The organism is Mesobacillus campisalis, assembly GCF_000986785.1.
In the GTDB taxonomy this organism is placed as follows: domain Bacteria; phylum Bacillota; class Bacilli; order Bacillales; family Cytobacillaceae; genus Mesobacillus_B; species Mesobacillus_B campisalis.
This window is the reverse complement of the sequence record NZ_LAYY01000015.1, coordinates 103,925-129,900: the sequence shown is the minus strand read 5'-3', so window position 1 is coordinate 129,900 and position 25,976 is coordinate 103,925. Positions and strand designations below refer to the sequence as shown.

At 46.5% G+C, this 25,976-nt stretch carries 25 protein-coding genes and 2 rRNA genes; 25 read left to right on the top strand and 2 right to left on the bottom strand.

Annotated features, from left to right (window positions below):
- From WQ57_RS14565 to WQ57_RS14505, 14 genes are all read left to right on the top strand, one after another.
- Positions 1-371: ribosomal RNA gene (locus WQ57_RS14565) — 23S ribosomal RNA — on the top strand; the annotation flags it as partial.
- Positions 372-572: 201 nt separating this feature from the next.
- A 5S ribosomal RNA gene (rrf, locus tag WQ57_RS14560) occupies positions 573-688 on the top strand.
- Positions 689-969: 281 nt separating this feature from the next.
- Complete coding sequence (locus tag WQ57_RS14555) at positions 970-2,283, top strand: flavin monoamine oxidase family protein (RefSeq protein WP_046524515.1); 1,314 nt, start codon at positions 970-972, stop codon at positions 2,281-2,283.
- A 172-nt stretch (positions 2,284-2,455) separates the two neighbouring features.
- Positions 2,456-3,607: a M20 family metallopeptidase gene (locus WQ57_RS14550; RefSeq protein ID WP_046524514.1), complete on the top strand. Its 1,152-nt coding sequence runs from the start codon at positions 2,456-2,458 to the stop codon at positions 3,605-3,607.
- Positions 3,608-3,873: 266 nt separating this feature from the next.
- Positions 3,874-6,279 (top strand): nitrite reductase large subunit NirB, encoded by a 2,406-nt coding sequence (nirB, locus tag WQ57_RS14545; protein WP_046524513.1) that lies wholly within the window; start codon positions 3,874-3,876, stop codon positions 6,277-6,279.
- Between the two features lie 20 nt (positions 6,280-6,299).
- Positions 6,300-6,623, top strand: coding sequence for a nitrite reductase small subunit NirD (gene nirD, locus WQ57_RS14540; protein ID WP_046524512.1), 324 nt, complete (start codon positions 6,300-6,302; stop codon positions 6,621-6,623).
- 23 nt (positions 6,624-6,646) lie between these two features.
- Positions 6,647-7,495, top strand: coding sequence for a formate/nitrite transporter family protein (locus tag WQ57_RS14535; RefSeq protein ID WP_046524511.1), 849 nt, complete (start codon positions 6,647-6,649; stop codon positions 7,493-7,495).
- A gap of 159 nt (positions 7,496-7,654) precedes the next feature.
- Positions 7,655-8,419, top strand: a complete 765-nt coding sequence (locus WQ57_RS14530) for a hydroxypyruvate isomerase family protein (RefSeq protein ID WP_046524510.1) — start codon at positions 7,655-7,657, stop codon at positions 8,417-8,419.
- 19 nt (positions 8,420-8,438) lie between these two features.
- Positions 8,439-9,329, top strand: a complete 891-nt coding sequence (locus WQ57_RS14525; RefSeq protein WP_046524509.1) for an NAD(P)-dependent oxidoreductase — start codon at positions 8,439-8,441, stop codon at positions 9,327-9,329.
- 226 nt (positions 9,330-9,555) lie between these two features.
- Positions 9,556-10,575 carry an STAS domain-containing protein gene (locus WQ57_RS14520; RefSeq protein WP_046524508.1) on the top strand — a complete coding sequence of 340 codons (1,020 nt, stop codon included), beginning with the start codon at positions 9,556-9,558 and terminating at the stop codon, positions 10,573-10,575.
- A gap of 173 nt (positions 10,576-10,748) precedes the next feature.
- The gene (locus WQ57_RS14515) at positions 10,749-11,942 is read left to right on the top strand and encodes an iron-containing alcohol dehydrogenase (protein ID WP_046524507.1); all 1,194 of its coding nucleotides are present in this window, start codon (positions 10,749-10,751) and stop codon (positions 11,940-11,942) included.
- 45 nt (positions 11,943-11,987) lie between these two features.
- A complete protein-coding gene (locus WQ57_RS14510; RefSeq protein ID WP_046524506.1) occupies positions 11,988-13,445 on the top strand; it encodes a CoA-acylating methylmalonate-semialdehyde dehydrogenase in 1,458 nt (485 codons plus the stop codon).
- Between the two features lie 165 nt (positions 13,446-13,610).
- Positions 13,611-13,760 carry a hypothetical protein gene (locus WQ57_RS26705; protein WP_156183152.1) on the top strand — a complete coding sequence of 50 codons (150 nt, stop codon included), beginning with the start codon at positions 13,611-13,613 and terminating at the stop codon, positions 13,758-13,760.
- Between the two features lie 221 nt (positions 13,761-13,981).
- Positions 13,982-16,339, top strand: a complete 2,358-nt coding sequence (locus WQ57_RS14505; RefSeq protein ID WP_046524505.1) for a PAS domain S-box protein — start codon at positions 13,982-13,984, stop codon at positions 16,337-16,339.
- 64 nt (positions 16,340-16,403) lie between these two features.
- On the opposite strand, the gene WQ57_RS14500 is transcribed toward WQ57_RS14505, so the two are convergent.
- Complete coding sequence (locus WQ57_RS14500) at positions 16,404-16,769, bottom strand: YndM family protein (RefSeq protein ID WP_046524504.1); 366 nt, start codon at positions 16,767-16,769, stop codon at positions 16,404-16,406.
- 132 nt (positions 16,770-16,901) lie between these two features.
- Here WQ57_RS14500 and WQ57_RS14495 point away from each other — a divergent pair, with 132 nt between their 5' ends.
- The 3 genes from WQ57_RS14495 (at position 16,902) to WQ57_RS26700 (ending at position 17,866) form a co-directional block, all read left to right on the top strand.
- A complete protein-coding gene (locus tag WQ57_RS14495) occupies positions 16,902-17,186 on the top strand; it encodes an HNH endonuclease (protein ID WP_046524503.1) in 285 nt (94 codons plus the stop codon).
- 84 nt (positions 17,187-17,270) lie between these two features.
- Positions 17,271-17,633, top strand: a complete 363-nt coding sequence (locus tag WQ57_RS14490) for a group I truncated hemoglobin (protein ID WP_046524502.1) — start codon at positions 17,271-17,273, stop codon at positions 17,631-17,633.
- A gap of 86 nt (positions 17,634-17,719) precedes the next feature.
- Positions 17,720-17,866 carry a hypothetical protein gene (locus tag WQ57_RS26700; RefSeq protein ID WP_156183151.1) on the top strand — a complete coding sequence of 49 codons (147 nt, stop codon included), beginning with the start codon at positions 17,720-17,722 and terminating at the stop codon, positions 17,864-17,866.
- Between the two features lie 55 nt (positions 17,867-17,921).
- On the opposite strand, the gene WQ57_RS14485 is transcribed toward WQ57_RS26700, so the two are convergent.
- Positions 17,922-18,212 carry a hypothetical protein gene (locus WQ57_RS14485; protein ID WP_046524501.1) on the bottom strand — a complete coding sequence of 97 codons (291 nt, stop codon included), beginning with the start codon at positions 18,210-18,212 and terminating at the stop codon, positions 17,922-17,924.
- 247 nt (positions 18,213-18,459) lie between these two features.
- Between WQ57_RS14485 and WQ57_RS14480 the strand changes: the two genes are divergently transcribed.
- The 8 genes from WQ57_RS14480 (at position 18,460) to WQ57_RS14445 (ending at position 25,828) form a co-directional block, all read left to right on the top strand.
- Positions 18,460-19,623, top strand: a complete 1,164-nt coding sequence (locus tag WQ57_RS14480; protein ID WP_046524500.1) for an ABC transporter substrate-binding protein — start codon at positions 18,460-18,462, stop codon at positions 19,621-19,623.
- Positions 19,624-19,795: 172 nt separating this feature from the next.
- On the top strand, positions 19,796-20,671 hold the full coding sequence (locus WQ57_RS14475) for a branched-chain amino acid ABC transporter permease (RefSeq protein ID WP_046524499.1): 876 nt from the start codon (positions 19,796-19,798) through the stop codon (positions 20,669-20,671).
- Positions 20,672-20,683: 12 nt separating this feature from the next.
- On the top strand, positions 20,684-21,661 hold the full coding sequence (locus tag WQ57_RS14470) for a branched-chain amino acid ABC transporter permease (RefSeq protein WP_046524498.1): 978 nt from the start codon (positions 20,684-20,686) through the stop codon (positions 21,659-21,661).
- A complete protein-coding gene (locus WQ57_RS14465) occupies positions 21,633-22,406 on the top strand; it encodes an ABC transporter ATP-binding protein (RefSeq protein ID WP_046524497.1) in 774 nt (257 codons plus the stop codon). Before WQ57_RS14470 ends, WQ57_RS14465 begins: the two co-directional genes overlap by 29 nt.
- Positions 22,399-23,109: an ABC transporter ATP-binding protein gene (locus WQ57_RS14460; protein WP_046524496.1), complete on the top strand. Its 711-nt coding sequence runs from the start codon at positions 22,399-22,401 to the stop codon at positions 23,107-23,109. The genes WQ57_RS14465 and WQ57_RS14460 overlap by 8 nt, the downstream gene beginning before the upstream one ends.
- Positions 23,110-23,208: 99 nt before the next feature.
- Complete coding sequence (locus WQ57_RS14455) at positions 23,209-24,117, top strand: ABC transporter ATP-binding protein (RefSeq protein WP_046524495.1); 909 nt, start codon at positions 23,209-23,211, stop codon at positions 24,115-24,117.
- Complete coding sequence (locus WQ57_RS14450; protein ID WP_046524494.1) at positions 24,114-24,935, top strand: ABC transporter permease subunit; 822 nt, start codon at positions 24,114-24,116, stop codon at positions 24,933-24,935. Before WQ57_RS14455 ends, WQ57_RS14450 begins: the two co-directional genes overlap by 4 nt.
- Positions 24,936-25,000: 65 nt before the next feature.
- Positions 25,001-25,828: an alpha/beta fold hydrolase gene (locus WQ57_RS14445; protein ID WP_046524493.1), complete on the top strand. Its 828-nt coding sequence runs from the start codon at positions 25,001-25,003 to the stop codon at positions 25,826-25,828.
- Positions 25,829-25,976 lie beyond the last annotated feature (148 nt).

Here is a 25,976-nt window from a genome sequence, read left to right as displayed (position 1 = left end):
TAGTCGGTCCCAAGGGTTGGGCTGTTCGCCCATTAAAGCGGTACGCGAGCTGGGTTCAGAACGTCGTGAGACAGTTCGGTCCCTATCCGTCGTGGGCGCAGGAAATTTGAGAGGAGCTGTCCTTAGTACGAGAGGACCGGGATGGACGCACCGCTGGTGTACCAGTTGTCTTGCCAAAGGCATCGCTGGGTAGCTATGTGCGGACGGGATAAGTGCTGAAAGCATCTAAGCATGAAGCCCCCCTCAAGATGAGATTTCCCATAGCGTCAAGCTAGTAAGATCCCTGAAAGATGATCAGGTTGATAGGTCAGAGGTGGAAGCGCGGTGACGTGTGGAGCTGACTGATACTAATCGATCGAGGACTTAACCTAATTGAAAAGCGGAGGCGACTGTACAGCCTCGACTAGCGCTGGAGGGCCAGCAATTGAAGTCGCTCTTTGACTTCAAATGATGGACCGAAGCGACTCGAGAGGCTAGGAGCCGGAGCTGGACAAGAACGATACTCGAAATTGCAAACCTTCTGAAATGCATTATCCAGTTTTGAGGGAACAACCCTCATTTCAATAAAATAGTCTGGCGGTGATGGCGAGAAGGTCACACCCGTTCCCATGCCGAACACGGAAGTTAAGCTTCTCAGCGCCGATGGTAGTTGGGGGTTTCCCCCTGTGAGAGTAGGACGCTGCCAGGCAACATAAAAAGAACAGCTGAAATACGCTGTTCTTTTTTGTGTTTTTCTAAAAGAATCAGGAAATGTAGATATCCTGCAGAACCATGTAGGTATCCTGCCGATCCATGTAGATATCCTAAGGAATTGTGTAGATATAATAGCGTAATATGTAGAAAAAGTTAGGGTTCATGCAGAAATATCAATTCTCTATGCAGAATATAAGGTTTGAAGCGTGAATGAATGCTGTAAAGATAGTGCATCCTTCATTTAGGAAGCAGAACAAGCCAAGGCGGGGTTAGAGTATGGATAAAAAATATGATGTCATCATAATCGGGGCGGGATTTGCCGGGGTGACAGCTGCAAGAGAGCTTTGCCAGGCAGGTTTTTCTGTAATGATCCTTGAAGGAAGGGACCGGATAGGCGGGAGGACTTGGCTTGATGACCGGTTCGGAAGTCCACTTGAAATGGGCGGCGGCTGGCTGCATTGGTATCAGCCGCATGTATGGTCTGAAATTATGAGATATGGTTTGCAGATATCATCCTCTCCGCAAGTAAAAACAGTGTATTGGCAGGCAGATGGAATAATTCACCACCAGTCTGTTGAAGAATGGCATCAAATGATGGAAAAGGGGATGAAAGCCTTTCTTGATGGTGCGGATCGATATTTTCCTTTCCCCTATAACCCGCTTAAGGAAATGGAATCCCTTATGGAAGTGGACTCAATAACGGCCGGGCAAAAACTGGAACAGCTTATGCTGCCAAAAGAGCTTCATGAATTAATCTATAGTATATGGTGTTTGCAGTTTAGCAGTTCGTTGGAGGAGGTTGGACTGACACAGGCCCATCGATTGGCTGCTTTAGTGAATTATGATTGGAAACTGGTTTTACGCACATCCTCGGCCTTTAAACTTAAAGAGGGGACAAAAATGCTGATTGAACATATTCTTCATGATGCCAAGAGAGCACATTTACGATTTTCAACAACGGTATCAAGTGTGAAAAAGGTGAAAGAAGGCTATATAGTGTCTGCAAGTGATGGCAGTGAGGTTCTAGGCAGGGCAGTCGTTGCGGCCATACCGTTAAATGTCCTTAACAAGATTGCCTGGATGCCGCCACTTTCGCTTAAGAAACAGGAGGCATCAACCCAAAAACAAAATGGCAAAGGTTTTAAGTTTTGGGCAAAGGTTCGCGGAATCAAAGATCCATTCATTTATATCGCACCTGCTAATCATCAGGTGAACTACATACAAGTAGAGGAGATACAAGACGAGGTTGCCTTAATCGTAGGCTTTGGCTGCGATTCTGTGAATTTTTATCCAGAGATGGCAACGAACATTGGGGAAGAAATGCAAACTTTTTTACCACAACTAGAAATACTGGAGCTTGCAGGTCACGATTGGGTGTCCGATCCATTCTCAAATGGAACATGGGCAGTGCTTAAGAAAAATCAGCTTACTAAGTATTTAGCTGAATTACAAAGAAATGAAGACGGCGTTTTTTTGGCAGGATCGGATTATGCAAGTGGATGGGCCGGGTTTATTGATGGAGCAATTGAAAGTGGGATAACAGCAGGGAGGAAAGTTAGTGATTACTTGTTAGGGAATGTAAATAAATAAAAGAAAAAGGCCTTAACTGCCATACGTTAGGGTCTTTTCTCATCAGGATTCCATAAAATAATGGTATATTTATATATGGAATATGGATAACTGGAAAATTTAATTATAATTCAGGGCAGTCTTAAATTCAGATAAGCTGCTTTCATGAGACATAACATAGGGGATGCTTGAAATGGAAAGGTATATAAAAAGAAAAACAGAGGAGATGCTTCAGTTAATTGAACGGCTGGTGAATATCGACAGCGGCTCTTATGTTAAGGAAGGGGTCGATCAGGTCGGCCAGATTTTACGGGAGGAATTTAGACAGCTCGGGTTTGTCACACGTGTAAAGCGTGAGGAAGAGTTTGGTGATCATCTGGTTCTTCGCCATAAGCATGCCAAAGACCCGAAGATCATCATTCTTGCCCACATGGATACTGTTTTTCCGGAAGGCACTGTGGCAGAGCGCCCTTTTCGCATTGAAGGGAATAGGGCTTTTGGACCAGGGGTTGTTGATATGAAATCGAGCCTGGTTGTCCTTCTGTATGCCATAAAGTCCTTGATCAAACATGGTTCGAAAAGTGTGGAGAATGTGGAAATCATTTTAAACAGCGATGAAGAAGTGGGTTCCCCCACCTCCCGGAGGTTGATTGAGGAACGTTCAAAAGGGAAAAAGTTTGCGCTTGCCATGGAGCCGGCACGAAAAGATGGTTCCCTTGTAGCTGCAAGGCGTGGCAGCGGCAAATATAAGCTGTTTGTCCACGGAAGAGCGGCCCATTCGGGGATTGAACCAGAAAAAGGGCGAAGTGCCATTGAAGAGCTTGCCTATAAAATTATCCAGCTGCATGATTTAACCGATCATGAAAATGGGGTAAGCGTAAATGTCGGGCTGATTGAAGGCGGTTCAGCTGTCAATACGGTTTCGGACCATGCGATGGCCCATGTGGATGTCCGGATTTCCGAAAAGGAACAGGGTGTATACCTGGAGAAGAAAATCCAGGAAATTTGTTCTACGACTGAAGTGCCTGGGACAAAAATTGTGCTTGAAGGAGAAATGGGCCGGCCGCCAATGGAGCATAACGAACAAAACCGGTCTTTGCTGCGAATCATTAAAGGTGTTGGGAAAGAAATCGGTGTTGATGTATCGGCCACATCCACTGGCGGTGGTGGAGATGCTTCGTTCACGGCAGCAACCGGTGTGGCGACGGTAGACGGTCTTGGTCCTGTCGGCGGAAATGCACACAGAGACACAGAGTACCTTGAAATTGATACTCTTCCCGAGCGAACCCTGTTATTAGCAAAAACAATCGAGCGTCTGTCGGCAATGAAGAGCCAGTTACAATGAAAGAAAATACGAGGGGAAAAGGATTGCGGGTGTGCCGCGATTCTTTTTTTATGCAAAAAGTAAAAGTGTATCCGTTTCCTTTCGGCAGAAAAATGAATGAAATCTCTTTACTGGAGTAAAGTGCTAAAAAGCATGTTAGATTTCATTACATGTTCATGTAAATGATGTTGGCGAGATGATATAACAATATCAGGAAGCAATAATTGTTTGTGTGATTCGGAGTTAGACATGAAAGTATATTTTTATCGACATGGAGGTTTTGCATAATGCCAAAACAAAAGCTCGTGCTGATAGGTAATGGGATGGCTGGGGTCAGAGCGCTGGAGGAGGTATTGAAGCTCGACCGTGAGATTTTTCAAATAACGGTATATGGGAATGAACCATACCCGAATTACAACCGGATTCAACTGTCGAAGGTGTTACAGGGAGACACATCGATTGACGATATAACTCTTAACAACTGGAACTGGTATAAAGAGAATAATATTACCTTGCATCCTGGGGAAAACGTCATGCGTATTGACAGGAAGAAACAAATCGTCCACACAGAAAAGGGCAGGATGGAACGCTATGACAAGTTGATTATCGCTACTGGATCAAATCCTTTTATGCTGCCGCTTCCTGGCGCTGACAAGGAGGGTGTCATTGCCTTTCGCAACATCGAAGACTGTAAAAAAATTATGGACTATTCGAAGAAATACAGAAAAGCGGCTGTCATTGGCGGTGGCTTGCTTGGACTTGAAGCGGCACGGGGGTTATTGAATCTGGGTATGGAAGTGGATGTCGTGCATATCCACGACTATTTAATGGAACGGCAGCTGGACTCCACTGCCGGAAAGCTGTTGTTAAAAGAACTGGAGCAGCAGGGAATGAATTTCTTGCTAAAGAAAAATACGGCCGAAATATTGGGAAGGAAGAAGGTAACAGGCCTGCGATTTACTGATGACAGCAGAATTAAGGCTGACCTAATCATCATGGCAGTTGGGATAAAGCCAAATGTAACTCTCGCGAATGAAGCTGGAATTCCAGTAAACCGCGGCATCCTGGTCAACGACTACATGGAAACGGAGGTTCCGAATATTTATGCCGTTGGGGAGTGCGCCGAGCATCGAGGCATGGTTTATGGCCTGGTGGCTCCTCTTTACCAACAGGGCAAGGCGATGGCAAAGCATCTATGTGGAATCGAGGGTGAAGGCTATCAAGGTTCCATCTTGTCCACCCAGTTGAAGGTTTCTGGTGTGGATGTGTTTTCTGTTGGGAAAATCAACGAAGATGCAAATACAAAGGTGTATAAAATGCACGATGACTGGAATGGTGTTTACAAGAAAATTATGATTGAGAACGGCAAAATGACAGGTGCAGTTTTGTTCGGTGATACCAAGGACGGCAGCAGGCTGCTCAATTTTATTAAAAAAGAAGCAGATATTGAAGAATATCTTGATACTGCCGGAAGCGAAACAACTCAGGTTAGCCTCGTGGCAGACATGCCAAATGAAGAGTTAATTTGCGGCTGCAATGGAGTCACGAAGGGTGCAATTGTCGAAGCGATACAATCCCAGGGGTTAACCACTGTTGATCAGGTGAAAGGATGTACCAGCGCGTCCCGGTCTTGCGGGGGCTGCAAATCACTGGTTTCCGAATTGCTCGCTTGCACGCTCGGTGACAAGTATAACGCCAGCCAAAAAGAAGCCATTTGCGGCTGTACGACATTATCACGTGATGAGGTCATTCATGAAATTCGCGAAAAAGGGCTGACACATATTCGTGAAGTCATGAATGTCCTTGGCTGGGAAAGTGACGGGTGTTCAAAGTGCAAGCCTGCGTTGAATTACTATCTGGGAATGGTGAATCCTCTTGGTTATGAAGATGAAAAAGAGGCCAGGTATGTCAATGAACGGCTTCATGCTAACATTCAAAACAATGGAACCTATTCGGTTGTCCCAAGAATGTATGGTGGAGTCACCAATTCCAATGACTTGAGGAAAATTGCCGATGCAGCCGATAAATACCAGGTGGCGATGATAAAAGTGACAGGCGGACAGCGGATTGATTTGCTTGGGGTCAAGAAGGAAGATTTGCCGAAAATTTGGGCCGATCTCGATATGCCATCGGGTTCTGCTTATGCAAAAGGCCTCCGTACCGTAAAAACTTGTGTAGGTGAAAGTTTCTGCCGTTTTGGGACGCAGGATTCCATTGGGATGGGAATACGGCTGGAGAAAAAATTTGAGGGTTTGAACGCTCCGCATAAGGTCAAGCTGGCTGTGTCTGCCTGTCCGCGCAATTGCGCAGAGAGCGGGATAAAGGATGTAGGGGTCGTTGGCGTGGAAGGAGCCTGGGAAATGTATGTTGGCGGCAATGGCGGTACGCATCTCCGGCAAGGTGACTTGCTGTTTAAATTTAAAGATGATGTTGCTCTAATTGAGATGATAGGGGCTTTCCTCCAATATTACCGGGAAACAGCGAACTATCTGGAACGGACTTCTGCCTGGGTGGACCGGATTGGACTGGAGCATATACGCGGGGTTCTTTCAGACAGGAACACAGTCAAGGAATTAAACGCCCGAATTGAAGAAGCGCTGTCCATCGTCCAGGATCCTTGGAAAACAGCAATTGAAAATCCTGCTTTGTTAAGAGATCTCTATGAAAATGTTAAGGTTCCAGCAGAAATTTAATAGGCCAGGAGGGTGAAAAGATGGAACAAACACTGCGAAAGGTTTTTATTGGAGAAAGTGCAGATCTGCCTGAGAAGCTGGGGAAAACTGTAGTGATTGGACAAAAAGAAATCGCCATATTCAAGCTGGAAAACGGAAGCATCAAGGCGATTGAAAATCGCTGCCCGCATAAAGGCGGTGTGCTTGCCGAAGGAATTCTCAGCGGGGAATATGTGTTTTGCCCCATGCATGATCGGAAAATCTCAGTGGAGAATGGTCGTGTACAAGAACCTGATGATGGATGTGTGAAGACGTATCCTGTCGAGGTGTTGGAGGGTCATGTGTTTATCTTGATTGCTGAATAGAATGGCAGGTTAGGAGGAAAGGCATGACATTATTGAGTCCAAGTCAAGTGGTCGAAAGTATGGTACAGTCTGGAGAAGCTAAGGCAAAGCTGCCGGTGAAGGACTTGCTGATTCGCGGCGGGCTTGCAGGGGCGCTCCTTGGTTTTGGAACCACCCTTGCTTTCACAGCCGAAATACAGACAGGCCTGGGCATCGTGGGCGCTTTACTTTTCCCAGCTGCTTTCGTCATCATCATCCTGCTGGGACTGGAGCTGGTGACTGGAAGTTTTGCCTTGATTCCGGTAGCGGTGATGGAGCAGAGAGCGACTTTTAAACAAATGCTGAATAATTGGTTTTGGGTGATTATCGGCCATATCATTGGAGCTGCTTTTTACGCCGTTTTATACACAATTGCTATAACCCAGCTTGGCCATGTGAATGATCATGCAGTGGCTGGGAAAATTATCGCTGCGGCCGAGGCTAAGACACTCGGCTATAAGAACTTTGGATTTGACGGGATGATTGTCGTCTTTGTGAAGGCTGTTTTATGCAATTGGATGGTTACCCTGGGTGCCGTTATGGCGATGACCTCGAAATCGGTGATTGGCAAAATTGCTGCGATGTGGCTTCCGATATTAATCTTTTTCGCGCAGGGCTTTGAACACGCTGTGGTGAACATGTTTGTCATACCGGCAGGAATGCTGCTTGGGGCTGATGTTACAATGGCAGACTGGTGGCTATGGAATCAATTTCCTGTCACAGCTGGCAATCTGGTCAGCGGCTTGGCTTTTACCGGCCTGGCACTTTATGTGACCCACAGACAGGGAGAGGTCAAGAAGGTGGTGGAAATGCAAAAAGTATCGTCCGGGATGACAAGTACCCAGCGAGGATAAGGTTTGTAAGCAAGGAGATAGAAGCGGACAGGGAGCTGTCCGCTTTGTTCTATTAGGCCGTTTCTTTCTGTGCTTTATAGTTTTAGGTAATTTTAATTAAAGGAGTTTTGTCCTTTTTGTTGAAATTTCTTATATACGATGAATGATAAGGAGTCTGCCATGAAAACATATGCTGTAAATCTATCAACCATTTTTATCGAGGTGCCTTTCCTTGAACGATTCAAAAAAGCGCGGGAGAAAGGTTTCTCCTTTGTGGAGTGCCAGTTTCCCTATGCTGAAAAGATAGAAGACATCCAAAACGAGCTATTCCGGAATGAGTTATCAATGGTGCTGTTAAACTTGCCACCAGGAAATTGGGACAACGGGGACCGGGGAATGGCTGCCGATCCGGATAGGGTGGGGGAATTCAAAGAATCTGTAAGACTGGGAATACAGTATGCCACAAGCTTGAATGTTGCAAACATTCATTGCATGTCTGGACTGAGGCCTGAAGCGGACCAGGAAACAGCCAGAAAGGTTTTTGCTGCGAACCTCCAGTATGCTGCGGAAGAAATGGGGAAGCACGGGCTGAATCTGTTCATTGAGCCGATTAACACCGAAAGCATACCCGGATATTTTTTAAACGATATCCACCAGGCGGCTGAAATCCTTGGACAGGTCAACAGGCCGAATGCAAAGCTGCAGTTCGATTTCTTCCATATAGAAAAAATCCATGGAAACGCGCTGGAGCTTTTCAAAAATTATGAGCACCTTATCGGCCATGTGCAGGTTGCCGATTCACCTGACCGACATGAGCCAGGGACCGGGACCATGGATTATTCGATGATCTTAAAACATTTAAGTGAAAATTATAGCGGCTATATCGGCCTGGAATATATTCCGCAGACTACTAGTGAGGAAAGTTTGAAGTGGCTGTCAAAATAGCCAATGGAGGAGATAATAAGTGAAGACAGGTTTTATAGGAACAGGTGTAATGGGTTCAAGGATGGCGGAAACCCTGCTTCGGAATGGCTTTGAAGTGCAGGTGTTCAATCGTACAAGGAATAAAGCGAAAGCACTCGAGGAAAGGGGTGCCATCATTGCGGACAGCGTTCCTGAACTTGCCGGAAATTGCGATGTAATCTGCACTTGTCTATCGATGCCTTCTGATGTGATTGAGGTATACACAAACCCGTCCGGAATCCTTGAGCATGCCCAGCCTGGCGCCATATGCGTCGATTTTACCTCTGTCGGTGCCGATACGAGCAGGAAGGTCCATGAACAGGCAGTCTCCAAAGGAGTCTTTTATCTTGATGCTCCTGTGAGCGGCGGGCCTGAAGGGGCAGAAAGCGGCTCCCTCACCATTATGGCCGGCGGGGAAAGAGAAGCCTTCCACAAGGTTTTGCCGCTTCTATCCGTGCTTGGTAAAACCGTTGAACACCTTGGCCCCTCGGGTTCCGGCAGCATTGCCAAGCTGCTTAATCAATACCTTGTCGCCGTCCATTCGCTTGCCGCCTCGGAGGCCATGGTGGCGGGTGCTGCTTCTGGACTGGCCCCGGAACAGCTTTTCCATGTATTGAAGGCCAGTTACGGAGACAGTAAAATCCTTAGAAGGCATATGGACGAGTATGTGTTTGACCGGGACTTTCAGCCTGGTGGCGCTGTGAAGTATGTACATAAGGATGTTCGCCTGGCCAATCAGCTGCTGGAGGGTGCAGGGATGGGAAGCTTTACAGGGCAGATGGCGGAACAGGCTTTCCAAAAGGCTTCTGAACAAGGGATGGGGGACCTTGACATGTCTGCCGTGATCATTCCCCTGGAGAAGAAATGCAAGGTTGAAGTTAAAGGGAAATGATGGATGTTGCAGCAGATTGCCGATGTGGCCGATTAAGGCTATGTCGGCTTTTTTTGTGAAAATAAACATAGCTGGTTTAATGGGGGCAAGCACCGGGTATTAAGACTTGTTGTGGTTATATCGGTCGAAATTTAGACCATTCCTGGCAGGTATATAGGAATAAAGATTTTAGTATGCCGGGAAAAAAGAGATGCAATCAATAAACGGACAAAGGAGTTAGGCACACTTGAATAATCAGCAGAAACTAAATATTGCCGGCTTGGAGTTCGGCTGGAATTTGGAAGATGGGAGATTTTTATTCGAGGGTCAGGATGCTGTTTTATTCTGGGTGTCCACCGCTATGAAAACATTCTTCGATACCATTGAGGAAATCTCAGGCGAGGAAGCTTCCAATCTGGTTTTCGAGACGACAGGTTATCGGCAGGGGCTGGTAGTTGGGCGGTATTTTGAAAAAATGAAAGAGGTCAGTGTCGAAGAAGCTGCTGAAATGATCACCAATACTTATGCCACAGCAGGATGGGGCAGGACAGCCATCCATCACCTTGATTTTGATAAAAAAACGTTGACGGCCCATATGAAGGACAGCTGGGAACATAAAATCAATGTTGCGCAAGGAAAGAAAAAAGGCGGAAATTTCCTGCCTGCCCATTATGCTGGTGTTTTTTCCGGGCTGTTTGGGACGAATATATGGTACCGCGTGGTTCAGCACCAGCTGGAAGGGCATGAACACAGCATCATTGAATATTTTCCATCAAATGTCACCATCTCTGATAATATTCACCAGCTTGCAAGAAAGAAGGAGTCGGAGCAGATTGCCAGGCTGGAACAAACCGTAGAGGAAAAGACAGCCGAGCTTAAAGAGCTTGTAAACAGGCTGTCCTCCCCTGTCATCCCGGTGCTTGAGGGAGTACTCGTCGTTCCTTTGATCGGAAAATATGAAGAAGACCGGGCTGAACAGCTTTTAATCAAAACACTGAATACGCTGCCTTCGTATAAAGCCAACTATCTGGTTCTTGATTTGACCGGGCTTGACACTGATATTTGCGAAATGAGCGCAAGCCTGATAGGCAAAATTGGAGCAGCAGCCTCCCTGATTGGAATTGAAACCATCCTGGTAGGCATCTCGCCAAAACTCAGCCAGACTGTATCGGAAACGAGCATCGATTTTTCCAAGTTCAATTGTTTCCAGACGCTCCAGCATGGCATTCATTATTCATTGGCCCAAATGGGCAGGAGCATTGTCTAATTTAATCCATGTTCAGGCTATTTCTCATAGAGAGGAATAGCCTTTAATTTTACCGGAAACGGGGAGCTCCCATGGTAATTGGTAAAGATGACATCGTCAGGGTTTTCTGAATATTGGGATTATGATACGATGAAAACAGGTGTTAAAAACTAAATAAGGGAGCTGGAACAGTAGTGGACAATTTTGCGGTTTTGCGTTCGCCTCAATCGATTTTTTACGGACGGAATGCTTTTGTCAATACAGGGGCAGAAGCAGCTAAACTAGGGAAAAAAGCATTGATTGTCAGCGATTCCATCATGGATTCCCTTGGGTATGTCAGGGCATGCCGGGAACTCCTCGAAAGGGATGGTATGGATTGCGCCGTGTATCTTGGTGTCGACACCGAACCAACTGACAGGCATGTAGCAGAGTCGCTTGGTCTCCTTAAGAGGGAAGCATGCGACATGGTGATTTCGCTCGGCGGCGGAAGCTGTATGGATACCGCCAAGGCAATTGCTGTGATTGCAACAAACGGGGGATACATAGGGGATTACATGCAGCACAAAAAAATTGCAAGCGAACCATCCCTTCCGCATATCGCCATTCCAACCACTGGGGGAACCGGATCGGAAGCAACCGATGCTACGATTATCACCAATACCACCAATGATGTTAAAATGATGATCAAGCAGGCGGCTTTTATGCCTGCGGCAGCGATTGTCGACCCGCTCCTGACTCTTTCAACGCCGCCGAACGTCACCGCGGCAACAGGGGTGGATGCGCTGAGCCATGCGATTGAAGCTTATATTTCACGTAGGGCCCATCCGATGACGGATACCCTGGCATTAAGTGCGATGAAACTTATCATCGGAAATCTCCTAACCGCTTATCAGGATGGTAAAAATGAAGAGGCCCGCGGAGCGATGTCACTTGGCTCCCTCCAGGCTGGCATGGCGTTCAGCAATGCTTCTGTCTGCCTTGTCCATGGCATGTCACGGCCGATTGGCGCATTGTTCCATGTGCCGCACGGAATTTCCAATGCAATGCTGTTGCCTGCTGTGCTCGAGTTTAGCCAGGAAGCCTGTACCAATCGCCTGGCAGACATAGGCAGGATGTTCCAGCCTGAAAATGAAAGCCTTTCCAACGTGGAGGGAGCTGATTTGGCAGTGCAGTCTATAAAAGAGCTTTGCCTGCAGCTGAAAATTCCAAACCTAAAAGGCTGGGGCATCGACCAGGAGGCATTTAAACTGGCCGTAAACAAAATGGCAACCGATGCAATTGACAGCGGAAGCCCCGGAAACAATCCGAGGGTTCCAACTCATGAAGAGCTGGTGGAACTCTATCATGTTTGCTATGAATATCAGTTTACAACACAAGCCACTGTATAAAAAACATTTCTGCTAAAATACTAAATCAATGGAGGGACCATAGCAATGACCAGAACCGCAACGAAAAACCTTAAAAATTTTATCAACGGTGAGTGGGTCGAAGCCGGGACGGATCAATACGAACAGGTGCCAAACCCTGCTACTGGCGAGGAGCTGGCAAGGGTGCCGCTCTCTACCAGGGACGATTTGGATAAGGCGGTTTCGGTTGCGAAGAGTGCGTTTAAAACCTGGAGCAAGACCCCGGTACCAAGAAGGGCACGCATTCTATTCAAATATCAGCAATTATTAGTCGATCACTGGGATGAGCTTGCGAGATTGATAACGGAGGAAAATGGGAAGAGTTTCAAGGAGGCCCATGGCGAGGTCCAGCGCGGGATTGAATGCGTCGAGTTTGCCGCCGGCGCACCGTCACTGATGATGGGCAGGCAGCTTCCTGATATTGCTTCGAACATGGAATCGGGGATGTACCGTTATCCTGTCGGTGTCATTGGGGGAATCACACCGTTCAATTTTCCGATGATGGTTCCATGCTGGATGTTCCCGCTGGCGATTGCCTGCGGCAACACTTTTGTTCTGAAGCCTTCGGAAAGAACTCCAATTCTTGCCAACAGGCTGGCTGAGCTATTCAAGGAAGCCGGACTTCCGGATGGAGTACTGAATATCGTCCACGGCGCCCATGATATTGTCAATGGATTGCTTGAGCATAAGGATGTCCCAGCCATTTCCTTTGTCGGCTCCCAGCCTGTGGCGGAATACATTTATAAAACGGCAGCTGCAAATGGGAAGCGTGTCCAGGCCCTGGCCGGTGCAAAAAACCACTCGATTGTTATGCCGGATGCCGACCTTGATACCGCAGTGAAAGAGATCATCGGAGCTTCATATGGTTCTGCGGGTGAAAGGTGCATGGCGTGCTCTGTTGTGGTCGCAGTCGGCGATATTGCCGACATCCTCGTTTCCAGGCTGAATGAAAAAGCGGATGAAATCAAAATTGGAAATGGGCTCGACGAAGATGTCTTCCTGGGCCCTGTGATCCGGAAGGAAAATAAGCAGAGAACCGCTGATTACATCGACGCAGGCGAGGAGGAAGGCGCTACCCTTGTAAGGGATGGGAGGCAGGATGAGGCCTATCGCAAAAATGGCTATTTTATCGGCCCAACCATCTTTGACCATGTGAAGCCTTCGATGAGAATCTGGAAAGAGGAGATTTTCGCACCGGTACTTTCAATTGTTCGGGTAAACTCGCTTGAAGAAGCGATAGAGCTGACGAATTCATCTGATTTTGGAAATGGCGCCTGTCTGTTCACGGACAGCGGCAGTGCGGTCCGTTATTTCAGGGAAAATATCGAAGTGGGCATGCTTGGAGTAAATGTCGGTGTTCCAGCACCAATGGCTTTCTTCCCGTTTTCGGGCTGGAAGAATTCTTTCTATGGCGACCTTCATGCGAACGGCACAGACGGCGTGGAATTTTATACAAGGCGCAAAATGCTGACAGCGCGCTGGTAATACAAATGGCAGGCATTCATCGGGATGCCTGTTTTTTCATCCTAATAGAATGTAAAACGAAAGTGCAGTTTTTCTTAATAGAAGAGGAAATTTCGACTTTTGAAGAAAGAAGGAAGGAGTTTTCAGGTTCTTAGCGAATTATGTAAGAAAAAAGGAGTTGAGTTCATGGAGCAGATTACGGAAGTGAAATGGATTTGCTCTGGCTGCAACAAACCTATTGCTGAGGAGACGGAATACCTGGATAATGACGGGCTTTGTGATGACTGCTACAGTATCCCGTTTAAAAAGCGGATTGGAAAAATTCGCCGGTTTTAAAATGAGTGGGCAGTGCATGGCATTTGCATTGCTCTTTTTTTTGTCTGAAAAAGGTGTTATTTGAATAAAAATTTTAACTAGTCCTATAATTTCGACAAAGAATGACCGTTTTCTAAATACTCAAGTGATATACTTGTTATAAAAATTTTATTACGGGGAGCAATGTGGTTTTAAATCGATGCCATTGCTGCATCGGCCAGGTTTATTAGAGGAGAGATCATATGGCAGTACATGAGAGTAATCAGAAGGTAAAGGATAAAGCCATCAGTAAGACAAGCATCATGCTTGATATTCATGCAAAAATGATCCATTCCATTACCAGGGGTGATTCCCTGCCCTCTATTTTTGAAAAGTTAAGCAGGAAACTCGAACAGTTTTGGCACGGCCAGGTATTTTGTGCCGTTCTATGGGCGGCACGGGGGGACGAACACGACATCCAATCCGCTCCGCTTCTCCCGGAAGAAATCAAGTCGGTCCTTTCCATCTGGAAAGGGGGGAGCCGCGAATATTTTGACGGAGACATGGAGAACGATGCGATCTGGAAAAGAATTAGTAAAGAAGCGCTGCCATTCGGCCTGGAGGGCGGCTGGTCCATCCCCATTCTGATTGACGGACATATCGCAGGTGCCTTAGCCCTTTATCAACGTGAATCAAGCCTGCTGGAGGACGAGGACCTGGATTTTCTGCAAACGCTTGCTAAATTGGCCGCCTTGGCCATTCAGCGTGATCAGAGATTGGAACTTGAGCAAATCCTGAAAGAAGGAGAACAAAAAAGGCTGGATAGGGAACAGACCGCCCAGCATGGCGAGCTTGCCAGCCTATTAAAAAGACATCAGGGCCTGATTGCAAAGTTCCAGAAGGTAAATGGCAGGTTTGTCTATACAAATGGCGCAGGCCAGCTGTTTGAAAAATTGGGATTGAATCTTGTGGAATGCATCGGAAAAGAACTGAAAGAAATCTTCCCGGAACCTTTTTGCTCCAAAATCGAGCCATATCATAACCAGGCATGGAATGGAAATGAGGTGTGCTACGAAGGAGAGTTGTATGGCATTCACTATGTCGCCGCCTTTACTCCAATCTTTCAGGAAGGACAAGTAACGGAAGTAATCATTTCCTGCAATGATGTAACAGAATTGCACAGGACGTCTGATGATTTGAGTGCAGCAAAGGAGATGCTGGAGGCATTCGTGGAGAATTCTGTCGATGCCATAGCGACAATGGACATAGAAGGGCGAATCATCTTTGTCAACCGCTCATATTCGGAAATGTTCGGCTTCAAGGCAAGTGAAGTGATCGGCAAAAATATTGTTGACATCCAGCCGGATTATGAAGAAGAACTCAACGAAATCTTTCAAAAGGTAGCTTCAGGAAGCAATGTAAATGGTTATGAGACCCTTCGGAAAAGGGCAGATGGCAGCCTGATAGCTGTAAGCATCAGCCATTCCCCAATCCGGGACAAAAGCGGCAGGATTACCGGAGTATCAGGAATCATCCGTGACATTACCGAACAAAAACGAATTGAACACGAACTGGAGGAAAGCCATCAGCGATATCAATCCTTGTTCGATTCCAATCCGGATTTGGTCGCAAGCCTTGATATAGACGGGCGGATTACCAATATCAATCCCGCCGTCCAAAAGATAATCGGTTATTCTGCCGGCCAGGCAAAAGGGAAAAGCTACATCGAATTTGTGGCACCTTCCACCCTGGAAAAAAGCAAAATAGCATTAAGGAAGGCTTTGAAAGGGAAGCCGCAGACGTTCGAGGGAGAGCTCATGCAGAAGAATGGACGCAAAGGCCTTTTCCATATTACGCATGTCCCAATTATCGTAACGAGGAAGGTGGTCGGCATTTATGTCATCTCCAAAGATATTACTGCCCATAAAAAGGCGGAAGAATACCTTCGTAAAAATGACCGCATTTCAGCCATTGGCCAGCTGGCGGCAGGAATTGCCCACGAAATCCGCAATCCGCTTACATCGCTAAAAGGGTTTATACAGCTGCTTGAAGAAAAAAGTGATGAAAAAGAATATTACCGCATTATGCTGAGAGAAATGGAGAGGCTCGAACTGATTACGGACGAGTTCCTGATCCTCGCGAAGCCGCAGGCAAAAAAGTATAGTTTTAAAGCGATTTCGTCCATACTGGAAGGCTTTCTGCCGCTTGTTGAAACTCAAGCGAATATGAATAATGTTAAAATAGTTACCACTATGGAAAGTGGGCTGCCGCCAATATGCTGCGATGTGAACCAGATGAAACAAGTTTTCCTGAATGTCATGAAAAATGCGATTGAGTCGATGCCTGGCGGAGGCGAAATTTCCATTGATGTCAAAAAGAAGGACGACAGCATTCAGATTGTTATTGAAGACCAGGGCTGCGGCATTTCGCCACGGCGGTTAAAGCGGATTTGGGAGCCTTTTTACAGCACAAAGGAAAAGGGAACAGGATTAGGGCTTATGATCATTTTTAATATTATAAAAGAACATCGGGGTGACATTGAGATTCAAAGTGAGCTAGGAAAAGGAACACAGGTAAGGATCATGCTGCCAGTAACAGAATCACAAATGACTTTTCAATAGTTTTATTATGTAAACCTGTAAAATAAAACAAGAAGATGGCGCTATTTTGCCATCTTCTTTTGTGTTAGATCTCCGCACTCGAGTCATGCAGGATGTTTTTCGTCATATAGCTATGGAACATCCATTCTCCAAGCGCAATAAGCAGGGCCGCAAAGAATGCACCCATGCCAAGTGATTCGTTCTGGTTCATCAGCATGGCTCCTACTCCCCAAATCAATAACAGGGCGAGGCCAAAGTCGGCGATGGTCGCAACAACATTGCCCATTTTAGGAAGGACAAGCAAATCTCCTGCCACATAGGAAATAATTCCAAGTAAAAGGGTTAAGATGAGGACATCTCCAAATCCGGCACTATAGCCCACTCCAAGAACAAGATACAAGATGACAAGGGTCATGACTCCTTTTATTGCCAGTGCTTTAGCATGTTCCATATGATAAGCCTCCTTTTTTAATTAGGTATATCCTGAAACAGTCAGGATAAACCTTTTTGGGGCAAGATAGGAATACTGGAACTTTTTATGCTAAGGTAACAGCAAGAGGCCCTTTGGAAAAGGAGGGAGTTAATGAACCATTGCGAATTGTGCGGGCGGAGCGAGGTGAAGACGACCGTACATCATTTGCTGCCAAAGGAAATGGGGGGAACATTTGGTGATACGGCCAATCTATGCATTCCATGCCATAAACATATACACGCCTTGTACTCTAATCAGGAATTGGCTGCCAGGCTTTCGACACTGGAGGAATTAAGGCGTGATGAAAAGCTCGCCAGGTTTGTGAAATGGATTCGCAAACAGCCATCATCGAAGATCATGAGAATCAAAAAATCAAAGGAACGCAAGCGAAGGTAATAATCCTTGGGCATATTTAGAAGAATAGGCATGAAAAGGGTGTAAATGTGGAAAATAAACCAAAAAGCAAAGGAGTGCTGCAAGATGGAACAATCCCTATATGAAAAGCTGGGCGGAGAAGAGGCCATCGCAAAGGTGGTCTATTATTTTTACAATGAACTGGTTTTGAAGGACGAGTCCGTAAACCATTATTTTGAACATACAGACATGGACAAGCAGCGTCGCCATCAAACCAAGTTTATCTCATTCGCCTTGGGAGGCCCAAACCAGTATTCCGGCCAGTCCATGGCCAAGGCACATGAGGGAATGAATATTCAGCCGGAGCATTTTGAGGCCATTGTCAAGCACCTGCATGACGCCCTCGCCCACTATGGGGTCAGCGAAAGGGATATTGATGCTGCCTTGACGAAAGTGGCCACGCTGAAAGACGATATCATGTATAAATAAACCCGGCAGAAAAGGCCGGAAGCCAGTTGTTTTTTTACTATAAATTAGGGAATATGGTTAGTATCATAAAGGTTAGGAGGATTTTCATGAACAATAAGCAAAATCAGGACCAGCTTAAAGACGTGGAAAGAAACCACTTGGCTAACCAGAAGCAGGAAGAAGAGTTTAAAAACCAGGGCAGGCTTCCTGACCAGCAAAACCGATTAAAAGACCAGGAAAACCGGAGAAGTTAAAAGAAGATAAAAAGATAGCCGCAGGGAGGAGAGCCTCCCTGCGGCTATTGTTTTCTTATACCGGGTCATTGTCCACATGGCTGTATGACTTGATTGCCTGGTCAAGCGCATTATGGGCTTCGCCAAACGCGGCGGCAGAAGAAACATCCCCGGCATTTCGCAGCTGCTGCATGGCATGCTGTGCCTGGATGATCGAAGTAATCGCATTTTCAATCATCGTACCCCTGTCACCGTTCTGCTCCAAAGCGGACTGCAGTTTTTTGATGCTTTGTTCAAGGCTGTGGGATTCCGGCTCGTTATACGCTCGTTCAAGTTCTTCTTTTACTTGCTGTAAAACTTCCTTCATAAGAAACTCCCTCTTTTCTTTAAAAAATAACCCTCAAGTATTTTGGCTTTTTCCCCAACAAGTTATGCATCGTTAGCTAATGTCTAGCGTTAAGATTACCGGGTTAGACCGCAGTAAGGTTATTGTTTTCATTGAATAATATTTTCAGAAAATATATTTTTATCAGCATATTTACTTTATCTTGCTTTTATATATAATAGTTATATAGTTTTGAAAATTGAGATATTTAAAAAGTGGGGGAATGAAGATGAAAGTGAGCTTAAAAAAGGTTGCCCAGTTTTCTGTTCTGTCGAGCCTGCTGGTTTTGGCAGCATGCGGCGGGGGCGGAGAACAGGCAACAGGGGAAAAAGAGGGACAAGCTGCCGGGGGCGGTGTGATAACCGCTGATATTGGAGTCATTTCCTATATTTCGGGTCCGGGTGCTGCCTATGGGGAAGCGATTACAAGCGGACTCAAGCTGGCACAGAAAGAAATCAATGCCAAGGGCGATGTCGAAATCAATCTATTGATTGAAGACTCTGCCGGCAAGCAGGACCAGGCACTGACTGCCGCCCAAAAGCTGATGAACTCGGAAAATGTGACGGCGATTATTGGACCGACTCTCAGCACCGAAATGAATGTCGTAGGCCCTGAAGCCGACCTGAATGGCGTGCCGATTATGGGAACATCCACGACCGCGGAAGGGATCCCCCAGCTGGGAGAGTATGTTTTCCGCAACTCCATTCCTGAAGCATTGGCGATTCCCGCTTCAATGACAAAAGCAATTGAGAAGTACGGCGCCAAAAAGGTTGCCATCCTGTATGGAAATGATGATGTGTTTACAAAGTCCGGCTTCGACACAATGAAAAAAGCGGCGGAAGACATGGACCTTGAAATCCTAACAATTGAAACTTTCCAAAAAGGACAATCCGATTACAATGCACAGTTAACGAAAATAAAAGGAATGAATCCGGATTTGATCCTAGCTTCAGCCCTTTATAATGAAGGCGCTGTAATCATGGACCAGGCAAGAAAAATGGGAATTGATGTCCCGTTTGTAGGCGGAAATGGCTTCAACTCCCCTGAGGTCATTAAAATTGCGGGTGATGCGGCTAATGGGTTGATTGTGGCAACACCATGGTATGGGGAAAAAGACGATTCAAAGGTAAAGGAATTTGTAAGCAAATTTGAAGAAGAGTACGGCAAGAAGCCAGACCAGTTTGCTGCCCAGGCTTATGATGCTCTGTATATATATGCGGAAGCCTTGAAAAACGCTGGGGAAGCAGACCGTGATGCATTCAGGGACGCGCTGGCACAGGTCAAGGATTTCAACGGCATTCTTGGCAATTTCTCCTTTGATGATGAAGGGGACGTAGTCATGGACCCAACCGTGCTCATCATTGAAGATGGACAGTTCAAGGAATTTAATTAATTGATATAAATACGGCCATAACCCTGGCCGCGAATGATCAGAACGGGCTGCCGCCTAAACAGGGAATGCCCGTTCTTTTCTGTAAAAGCTTTTTTATGAAGGACTGTCAGCTTTGAATATCCATATGGTTCCTGCAATTTTATACAAATTCATTTTTAGAAGGTGAATGGCCTTGTTGATTGAACAGTTGATAAACGGTTTAACGCTCGGAAGCATCTATGCGATAGTGGCTCTCGGGTTTACCCTCGTATTCGGGGTCCTTGGGATTATCAATATGGCCCACGGCGAAATTTTTATGTTTGGTGCTTTTATTGGTGTCATCCTGACCACGTCCTTGCAGGCTCCTTTATGGGTGGCCTTTATGTCGGCGATTGTCATTACGGCCATGATGGGCTTTCTGCTTGAAAAGTTTGCCCTTCGGCCGCTCAGGAACAAACAGGGAGTATCCCATCTTGCCCCGCTGATCAGCACGATTGGCGTTTCGATTTTATTAGAGAACTTATCGCATCATTTATTTGGTGCCGGCAATCATCCATTCCGTGCTTCTTTTGCGCAAATTTCGTTTGAAATCGGTTCTGTGACCATCTATTTGGTCCAGCTTGTCATTTTTGTCATCTCCGTCATCCTTATGATGGCGCTTTCGTTCTGGCTCGGCAAAACAAAGGCTGGCAAAGCATTGCGTGCCACAGCCGAAAACCTGGAAACAGCAAGCCTGCTGGGTGTCGACACTAAGAGAATCATAACGATGACCGTCATCATCGCTTCGGCCATGGGCGGGATTGCCGGAATCCTGGTCGGGATGGCTTTTAACTCGGTGACACCGCAAATGGGATTGTCGATGGGGCTCAAAGGGCTGGCGATCATCATCCTTGGAGGCATGGGGAATGTCAAGGGAGCGATGGCAGGAGGCCTGATCCTGGGGCTTGCGGAAACCTTCATCGTGGTATACGGTGATTCAGGCTACCGTGATGCGATTGCCTTTTTGGCGATCATCATCATTCTTCTCATCCGGCCGCAAGGGTTATTCGGCCAAAAAATATCAGCGTAAGAAGGTGGACCGATGCTTGCAGAACTAATCAATCCATATTATTTGCAGGTTGCTTCGTTTGTTCTTATCAATATCATCCTTGGCATTAGCGTATATATCCCGCTGTCCACCGGGCAGCTTTCCCTGGCGAGCGCAGGCTTCATGGGAATGGGGGCCTATACATCGGCCCTTCTCACCATCCATTTTGAATTGCCCATTGTCCTAGGCATTATTGCCGGAACGCTGGTGGCAGGGATAATGGGCGTGCTTATTGGCATTCCTACCCTCAGGCTTCAGGGGGTCTATCTGGCGATTGTCACCCTCGGATTCGGAGAGGTAATCCGTGTATTGTTTGTAAACTGGGAATCTCTAACAAAGGGCTCGGTCGGACTCTCGGGAATTCCGCATATGGGCCGGGAGATTCTTGCTTCATTAAGGGAATTCGGGTTTAACCCGCAGTCGCTGGGACTGCAAAACAATCAGTTCATCTTTTTGACGATCTTTTTCCTGCTCCTGGTGATTACAGCATTCATAATCTGGTTTTTCAGGAGGCAGCACAGCTCCCGTGTTGGACGCGCATTTGCGGCAATTAAACTGGATGAAAAAGCCGCAGAGTCAATGGGAATCAACATTACGTACTACAAGGTTCTTGCTTTTGCCCAGGGCGCAGTGATTGCCGGCTTTGCGGGGGCTTTGTACGCGCATGTGCTCGCCTACATCAGCCCTGCAGATTTTGCTTACCACCGTGCCGTCGAAATCCTTGTTTTTACCGTTTTTGGCGGCAGCGAAGTGATTTGGGGGCCTGTGTTCGGATCCCTGTTCCTCACGCTGATGCCGGAAGTACTGCGGTTCATCAGTGAATACCGGTACATGCTCTACGGCTTGATTATTATCATCATGATGGCAGTAAGGCCGCAGGGATTAATCGATGTGCACCTTCTGGAACTGCTGAAGTCAAAGACAGCGAAAAGGAGGCAGAAATATGGTGCTGGAAATCAAAAAAGCATGTAAAAATTTTGGCGGTCTCAGTGCTGTTTCGGACGTGTCCTTTCACATTCAAAAAGGCGAAATCTTTGGGCTGATCGGTCCCAATGGCGCCGGGAAGACCACGATGTTCAACCTGATTACCTCGATGTTCCCGCTCACATCGGGTGACATTGTTTTTAATGGAGAAAACATCAGCGGCCGTAAACCTTACCAGATTACCGAGAAAGGAATTTGCCGAACTTTCCAGAACATCCGGCTTTTCCCGAAAATGACTGCACTGGAAAATGTCATGGTAGGGGAGCATTGCCGCAGCCATTCGGGCGTGCTGAAAAGTGTATTCCGAACGAAATCGCAGCGTGCAGAAGAGGACCGGATCCGCAAGCGTGCCGGCGAACTGCTGGCTTTTGTCGGGCTTGGTGACTATGGGGATGTCGCGGCTGAAAACCTTGCCTATGGCCAGCAGCGAAGACTCGAGATTGCCAGGGCGATGGCTAGTTCCCCGCAGCTTCTCCTGCTGGATGAACCGGCCGCCGGCATGAACGAAACAGAGACGAGCGATTTATTTCAGTTGATCAAAAAAATTCAAAAGCAAGGAATGACCGTTTTGCTGATTGAACACGATATGCCGCTCGTGATGAAGCTTTGCGACCGGATTGCCGTCCTGAACTTCGGCAAGAAAATTGCGGAGGGCACACCTTCTGAAATCCAGAATAACCATGATGTGATTGAAGCCTACCTCGGCAGGGAGGAGGAAGAACTGCATGCTTAAAGTGAGTGGCATCCACACCTATTATGGAAAGATCCAGGTGCTGAAAAACATTGCCCTTGAAGTGGAAGAAGGCAGCATCGTCACCATCCTTGGGGCAAATGGCGCCGGAAAGACTACAACGATGAAAACTATTTCCGGTTTGCTGAAGCCGCAGCAGGGAAAGGTGGAATTCCTGGGCGAGAATGTTACGGGACTAAGACCGGACCAGCTTCTTCGCAAAGGCATTGCCCTCGTGCCGGAGGGGAGGCAGATCCTTGCCGGCATGACCGTAATGGAGAACCTGGAAATGGGCGCGTATCATCGCAAGGACAATGAAATCGAAAAGGACCTTGATATGGTCCTCAAACGGTTCCCGATTTTAAAAGAACGCGAAAAGCAGCTTGGCGGAACACTGTCCGGCGGACAGCAGCAAATGCTTGCCATTGCAAGGGCGATCCTCAGCCGCCCGAAGCTCCTCCTCCTTGATGAACCTTCCATGGGGCTTGCCCCGCTCATTGTCGCGGATATTTTCAAGATTATAAAAGAAATCAACCAAAGCGGAACGACCGTCCTTCTCGTCGAACAGAATGCCCGGCAGGCCCTGAAAATCTCCGATTACGGGTATGTGCTTGAAACAGGGAAAATGGTCGCGGACGGCAAGGCCCAGGACCTGCTTAATGACCCGCGCATCATGGAGGCGTATTTGGGACGTAAATCAAGTTAAAAACAAAAATAATTCTTTAAAAAGAACACCCTGTCATTTATAGTTGAATTGGCATGGTGTTTTTTTATATATAAACATCCTTGAAAGGGTTGGGAATTTATGGGGGATATGGTCAGGGCGGAAGCTGTTTCCAAAAGGTATGGAAACAAACAGGTTTTAAGAGAGGTGGATTTTAAGGTTGAAGAAGGGAAGATTGTCGGGCTCCTTGGCCCGAACGGAGCGGGGAAGACGACTTTTATCCGCATTATGAACGGGGTGATCAGGGCGGATTCCGGGGTAGTTTCCATCATGGACATGAATCCGCTGAGCCATGGAGATGAAATCCGCGGAAACTCAGGAATTGTAACCGAAAGCGCGGGGTTGTACCACCAGATGAGCGGCCGCGAGAACCTGGAGTTTTTCGCTGTCCTTTATGGTGTAAAAGATATGGGAATCATCAGCAGGCTGCTGGATTTGTTTGAGCTCACAGAGCATGAAGGCGCTTTGGCCGGAAGCTACAGTACGGGAATGAAAAAACGGCTTTCGCTTGCTAAAGCCTTGCTGCATGAACCTAAACTTCTGTTTCTCGACGAACCGACCAATGGATTGGACCCGGATGGAATCAAAATGGTGCTTTCCTACTTGAAGCAGTATAACCAGGAGACAGGAACGACGATTCTGATTTGCTCGCATGTCCTTCACCAGCTCGAAAATATTTGTGACTCCTTCGCCTTTTTGGAAAACGGGACGATTGTGGAACAAGGCAGCATAGAAGAACTGGAGCGGAAATATTTTAAAGAGATCACGGTCAAGGTTGCGACCGATTTCCTTCCAGCTGGCAAATCATTTATGGGCTATTCTTGGGAAAGTGCCGGAGACGAGTCCCTGCTTGTCAAAATTCCTTCACGGGATGCGGTGCCGGAACTACTTAGGGAGGTTTTGAAGAAGCATAATGTTTATGGGGTGGAGATGGTGAACAACGACCTGGAATCCATCTACTTCAAAGTAAGGGAGAATGCCCGAAAATGAATACAAATATTGTGAAGGCCATGATCAGGAAGGACCTGAGGGACATATTCCGTACAAAAAGCCTGCTGGCAACCATAATTGTCATTCCTGTGCTGTTTTCTGTGCTCCTTCCGGGAATTTTGCTTGGGTCTGCTGTATTTTTCGACGTGGAGAAAACGCTGGGGAATGATATGGGAAAGCTGTTGGAGACGTTCTTGTCCCAGACAAATGGGATTCTTTTCGATAACGCTGAACAGCAAATGGTCTATATCTTTGTCAATTATCTGCTGCCTTCCTTTTTCCTACTGGTTCCCATTATTACGGCAAGCGTGGTTGCTTCGAACAGTTTTGTAGGGGAGAAGGAGCGCAGGACACTTGAAAGCCTGTTGTTTTCACCAATCCCGGTAAGGACGCTGTTCATCAGTAAAACACTTGCTTCGTTCATCCCTTCGTTTTTGGTATCCGTTCTTTCCTTTATCCTGTGCGGATTTGTCATCAACCTTCTGGGGTACCAGCTGTTTGGCGAGATGATTTTCCCGACGGCCAATTGGCTCGTGCTGATTACTTGCCTTTCCCCGATGGTCACGCTGCTGACCGTGCTGCTGAACATTTTCATCTCGGCAAGGGTAAAGACGTTTCAGGAAGCCCAAAATATTGGCGGCCTAATCATTTTGCCGGTTATCGCCATGATTGCCGGCCAGGCAGGCGGATTGTTTATCGTAGGACCATTGGTGATGTTTTTACTGAGTGCAGCCGTGCTGGCCTTCAATCTGATCCTGCTGCAGCGAATCACAAAAATGAACGACCGGCATGTTTTGTTTGAAAAGCAGATTCATTAGGAGGGTGACTAAAAAAATAGACCTGATTCCATAATGAAAAAAATGAAGAGAATAGGTGATTCTTAATGTTAATGAAAAAATCACTAATCTTAAACAACCAAAAGATTTCCTATTTTGATGAAGGTTCCAAAAGTGCGCCTCCAGTCCTGCTAATCCACGGAGTTCCAGAATCAAGTATGTTATGGAAGTATCTTATCCCAGAAATAGCATCATTGGGATTTCGTCCGATTGCCCCTGACCTTCCTGGATTTGGACAGAGCGAGAGGTTTCCCTACAACTCCACATGGGAAAACTACCTTTCTTTTATTGATGATTTTATGGCGGCGGTCTCTGTGGAAAAAGTCCACCTTGTTGTCCATGACTGGGGCGGGTTGATTGGCCTTCGATGGGCATGTGAGCATCCCGAACAAGTCGAAAGCTTCATTATTAGTGATACGTCATTGCTGCCAGGCTATACATGGCATCCACTTGCGAAAAAATGGCGAACTCCCGGTCTGGGCGAAAAAGTGGTCGAAGCCATGTCAAATAAAGAAGCTTGGATGAAGAATATGAAACTGGAAATCCCCTCAGTGGAAGAAACAATACTGGAAGACTTTTATTCTATCTTTGAAACTTCACATACAAGGAACGTTATTCTTGAACTGTACCGGTCTGCCAATCGGGAATTAGTTGAACCATATCAACAACTTTCGAAAATCAGGAAGCCCGTTACGATAATCTGGGGGGAGAATGACCCTTATATTTCAACAGAATTTGCCTATAAGACGCGAGACCTGCAATTTCCGCAGGCAAAGATCCACATCATTCCTAACTCCGGACATTTTATTCATGTGGAGGCTCCAAACAAGGTGATTCCATTTGTAAAACAACATTTTCAATCAATAATTCTTTAAGTAAAATAACCTTCTCGAATTGTTTCCGGGAAGGTTGTTTATTTTAAATCTATAATTAGGGATACGAAATATAGAGGTGTTTATTTTTCAGAAAATATAGAATATAATATACTATATAGATAGGGTTAACATGCATATAAGGAGGCGA

Bases quoted from the DNA above. Each gene is read 5' to 3' on its own strand.
- WQ57_RS14555 (WP_046524515.1), top strand. From the start codon at position 970: ATGGATAAAAAATATGATGTCATCATAATCGGGGCGGGATTTGCCGGG.
- WQ57_RS14550 (WP_046524514.1), top strand. From the start codon at position 2,456: ATGGAAAGGTATATAAAAAGAAAAACAGAGGAGATGCTTCAGTTAATT.
- nirB (WP_046524513.1), top strand. From the start codon at position 3,874: ATGCCAAAACAAAAGCTCGTGCTGATAGGTAATGGGATGGCTGGGGTC.
- nirD (WP_046524512.1), top strand. From the start codon at position 6,300: ATGGAACAAACACTGCGAAAGGTTTTTATTGGAGAAAGTGCAGATCTG.
- WQ57_RS14535 (WP_046524511.1), top strand. From the start codon at position 6,647: ATGACATTATTGAGTCCAAGTCAAGTGGTCGAAAGTATGGTACAGTCT.
- WQ57_RS14530 (WP_046524510.1), top strand. From the start codon at position 7,655: ATGAAAACATATGCTGTAAATCTATCAACCATTTTTATCGAGGTGCCT.
- WQ57_RS14510 (WP_046524506.1), top strand. From the start codon at position 11,988: ATGACCAGAACCGCAACGAAAAACCTTAAAAATTTTATCAACGGTGAG.
- WQ57_RS26705 (WP_156183152.1), top strand. From the start codon at position 13,611: ATGGAGCAGATTACGGAAGTGAAATGGATTTGCTCTGGCTGCAACAAA.
- WQ57_RS14505 (WP_046524505.1), top strand. From the start codon at position 13,982: ATGGCAGTACATGAGAGTAATCAGAAGGTAAAGGATAAAGCCATCAGT.
- WQ57_RS14500 (WP_046524504.1), bottom strand. From the start codon at position 16,769: ATGGAACATGCTAAAGCACTGGCAATAAAAGGAGTCATGACCCTTGTC.
- WQ57_RS14495 (WP_046524503.1), top strand. From the start codon at position 16,902: ATGAACCATTGCGAATTGTGCGGGCGGAGCGAGGTGAAGACGACCGTA.
- WQ57_RS14490 (WP_046524502.1), top strand. From the start codon at position 17,271: ATGGAACAATCCCTATATGAAAAGCTGGGCGGAGAAGAGGCCATCGCA.
- WQ57_RS26700 (WP_156183151.1), top strand. From the start codon at position 17,720: ATGAACAATAAGCAAAATCAGGACCAGCTTAAAGACGTGGAAAGAAAC.
- WQ57_RS14485 (WP_046524501.1), bottom strand. From the start codon at position 18,212: ATGAAGGAAGTTTTACAGCAAGTAAAAGAAGAACTTGAACGAGCGTAT.
- WQ57_RS14480 (WP_046524500.1), top strand. From the start codon at position 18,460: ATGAAAGTGAGCTTAAAAAAGGTTGCCCAGTTTTCTGTTCTGTCGAGC.
- WQ57_RS14470 (WP_046524498.1), top strand. From the start codon at position 20,684: ATGCTTGCAGAACTAATCAATCCATATTATTTGCAGGTTGCTTCGTTT.
- WQ57_RS14465 (WP_046524497.1), top strand. From the start codon at position 21,633: ATGGTGCTGGAAATCAAAAAAGCATGTAAAAATTTTGGCGGTCTCAGT.
- WQ57_RS14460 (WP_046524496.1), top strand. From the start codon at position 22,399: ATGCTTAAAGTGAGTGGCATCCACACCTATTATGGAAAGATCCAGGTG.
- WQ57_RS14455 (WP_046524495.1), top strand. From the start codon at position 23,209: ATGGGGGATATGGTCAGGGCGGAAGCTGTTTCCAAAAGGTATGGAAAC.
- WQ57_RS14450 (WP_046524494.1), top strand. From the start codon at position 24,114: ATGAATACAAATATTGTGAAGGCCATGATCAGGAAGGACCTGAGGGAC.
- WQ57_RS14445 (WP_046524493.1), top strand. From the start codon at position 25,001: ATGTTAATGAAAAAATCACTAATCTTAAACAACCAAAAGATTTCCTAT.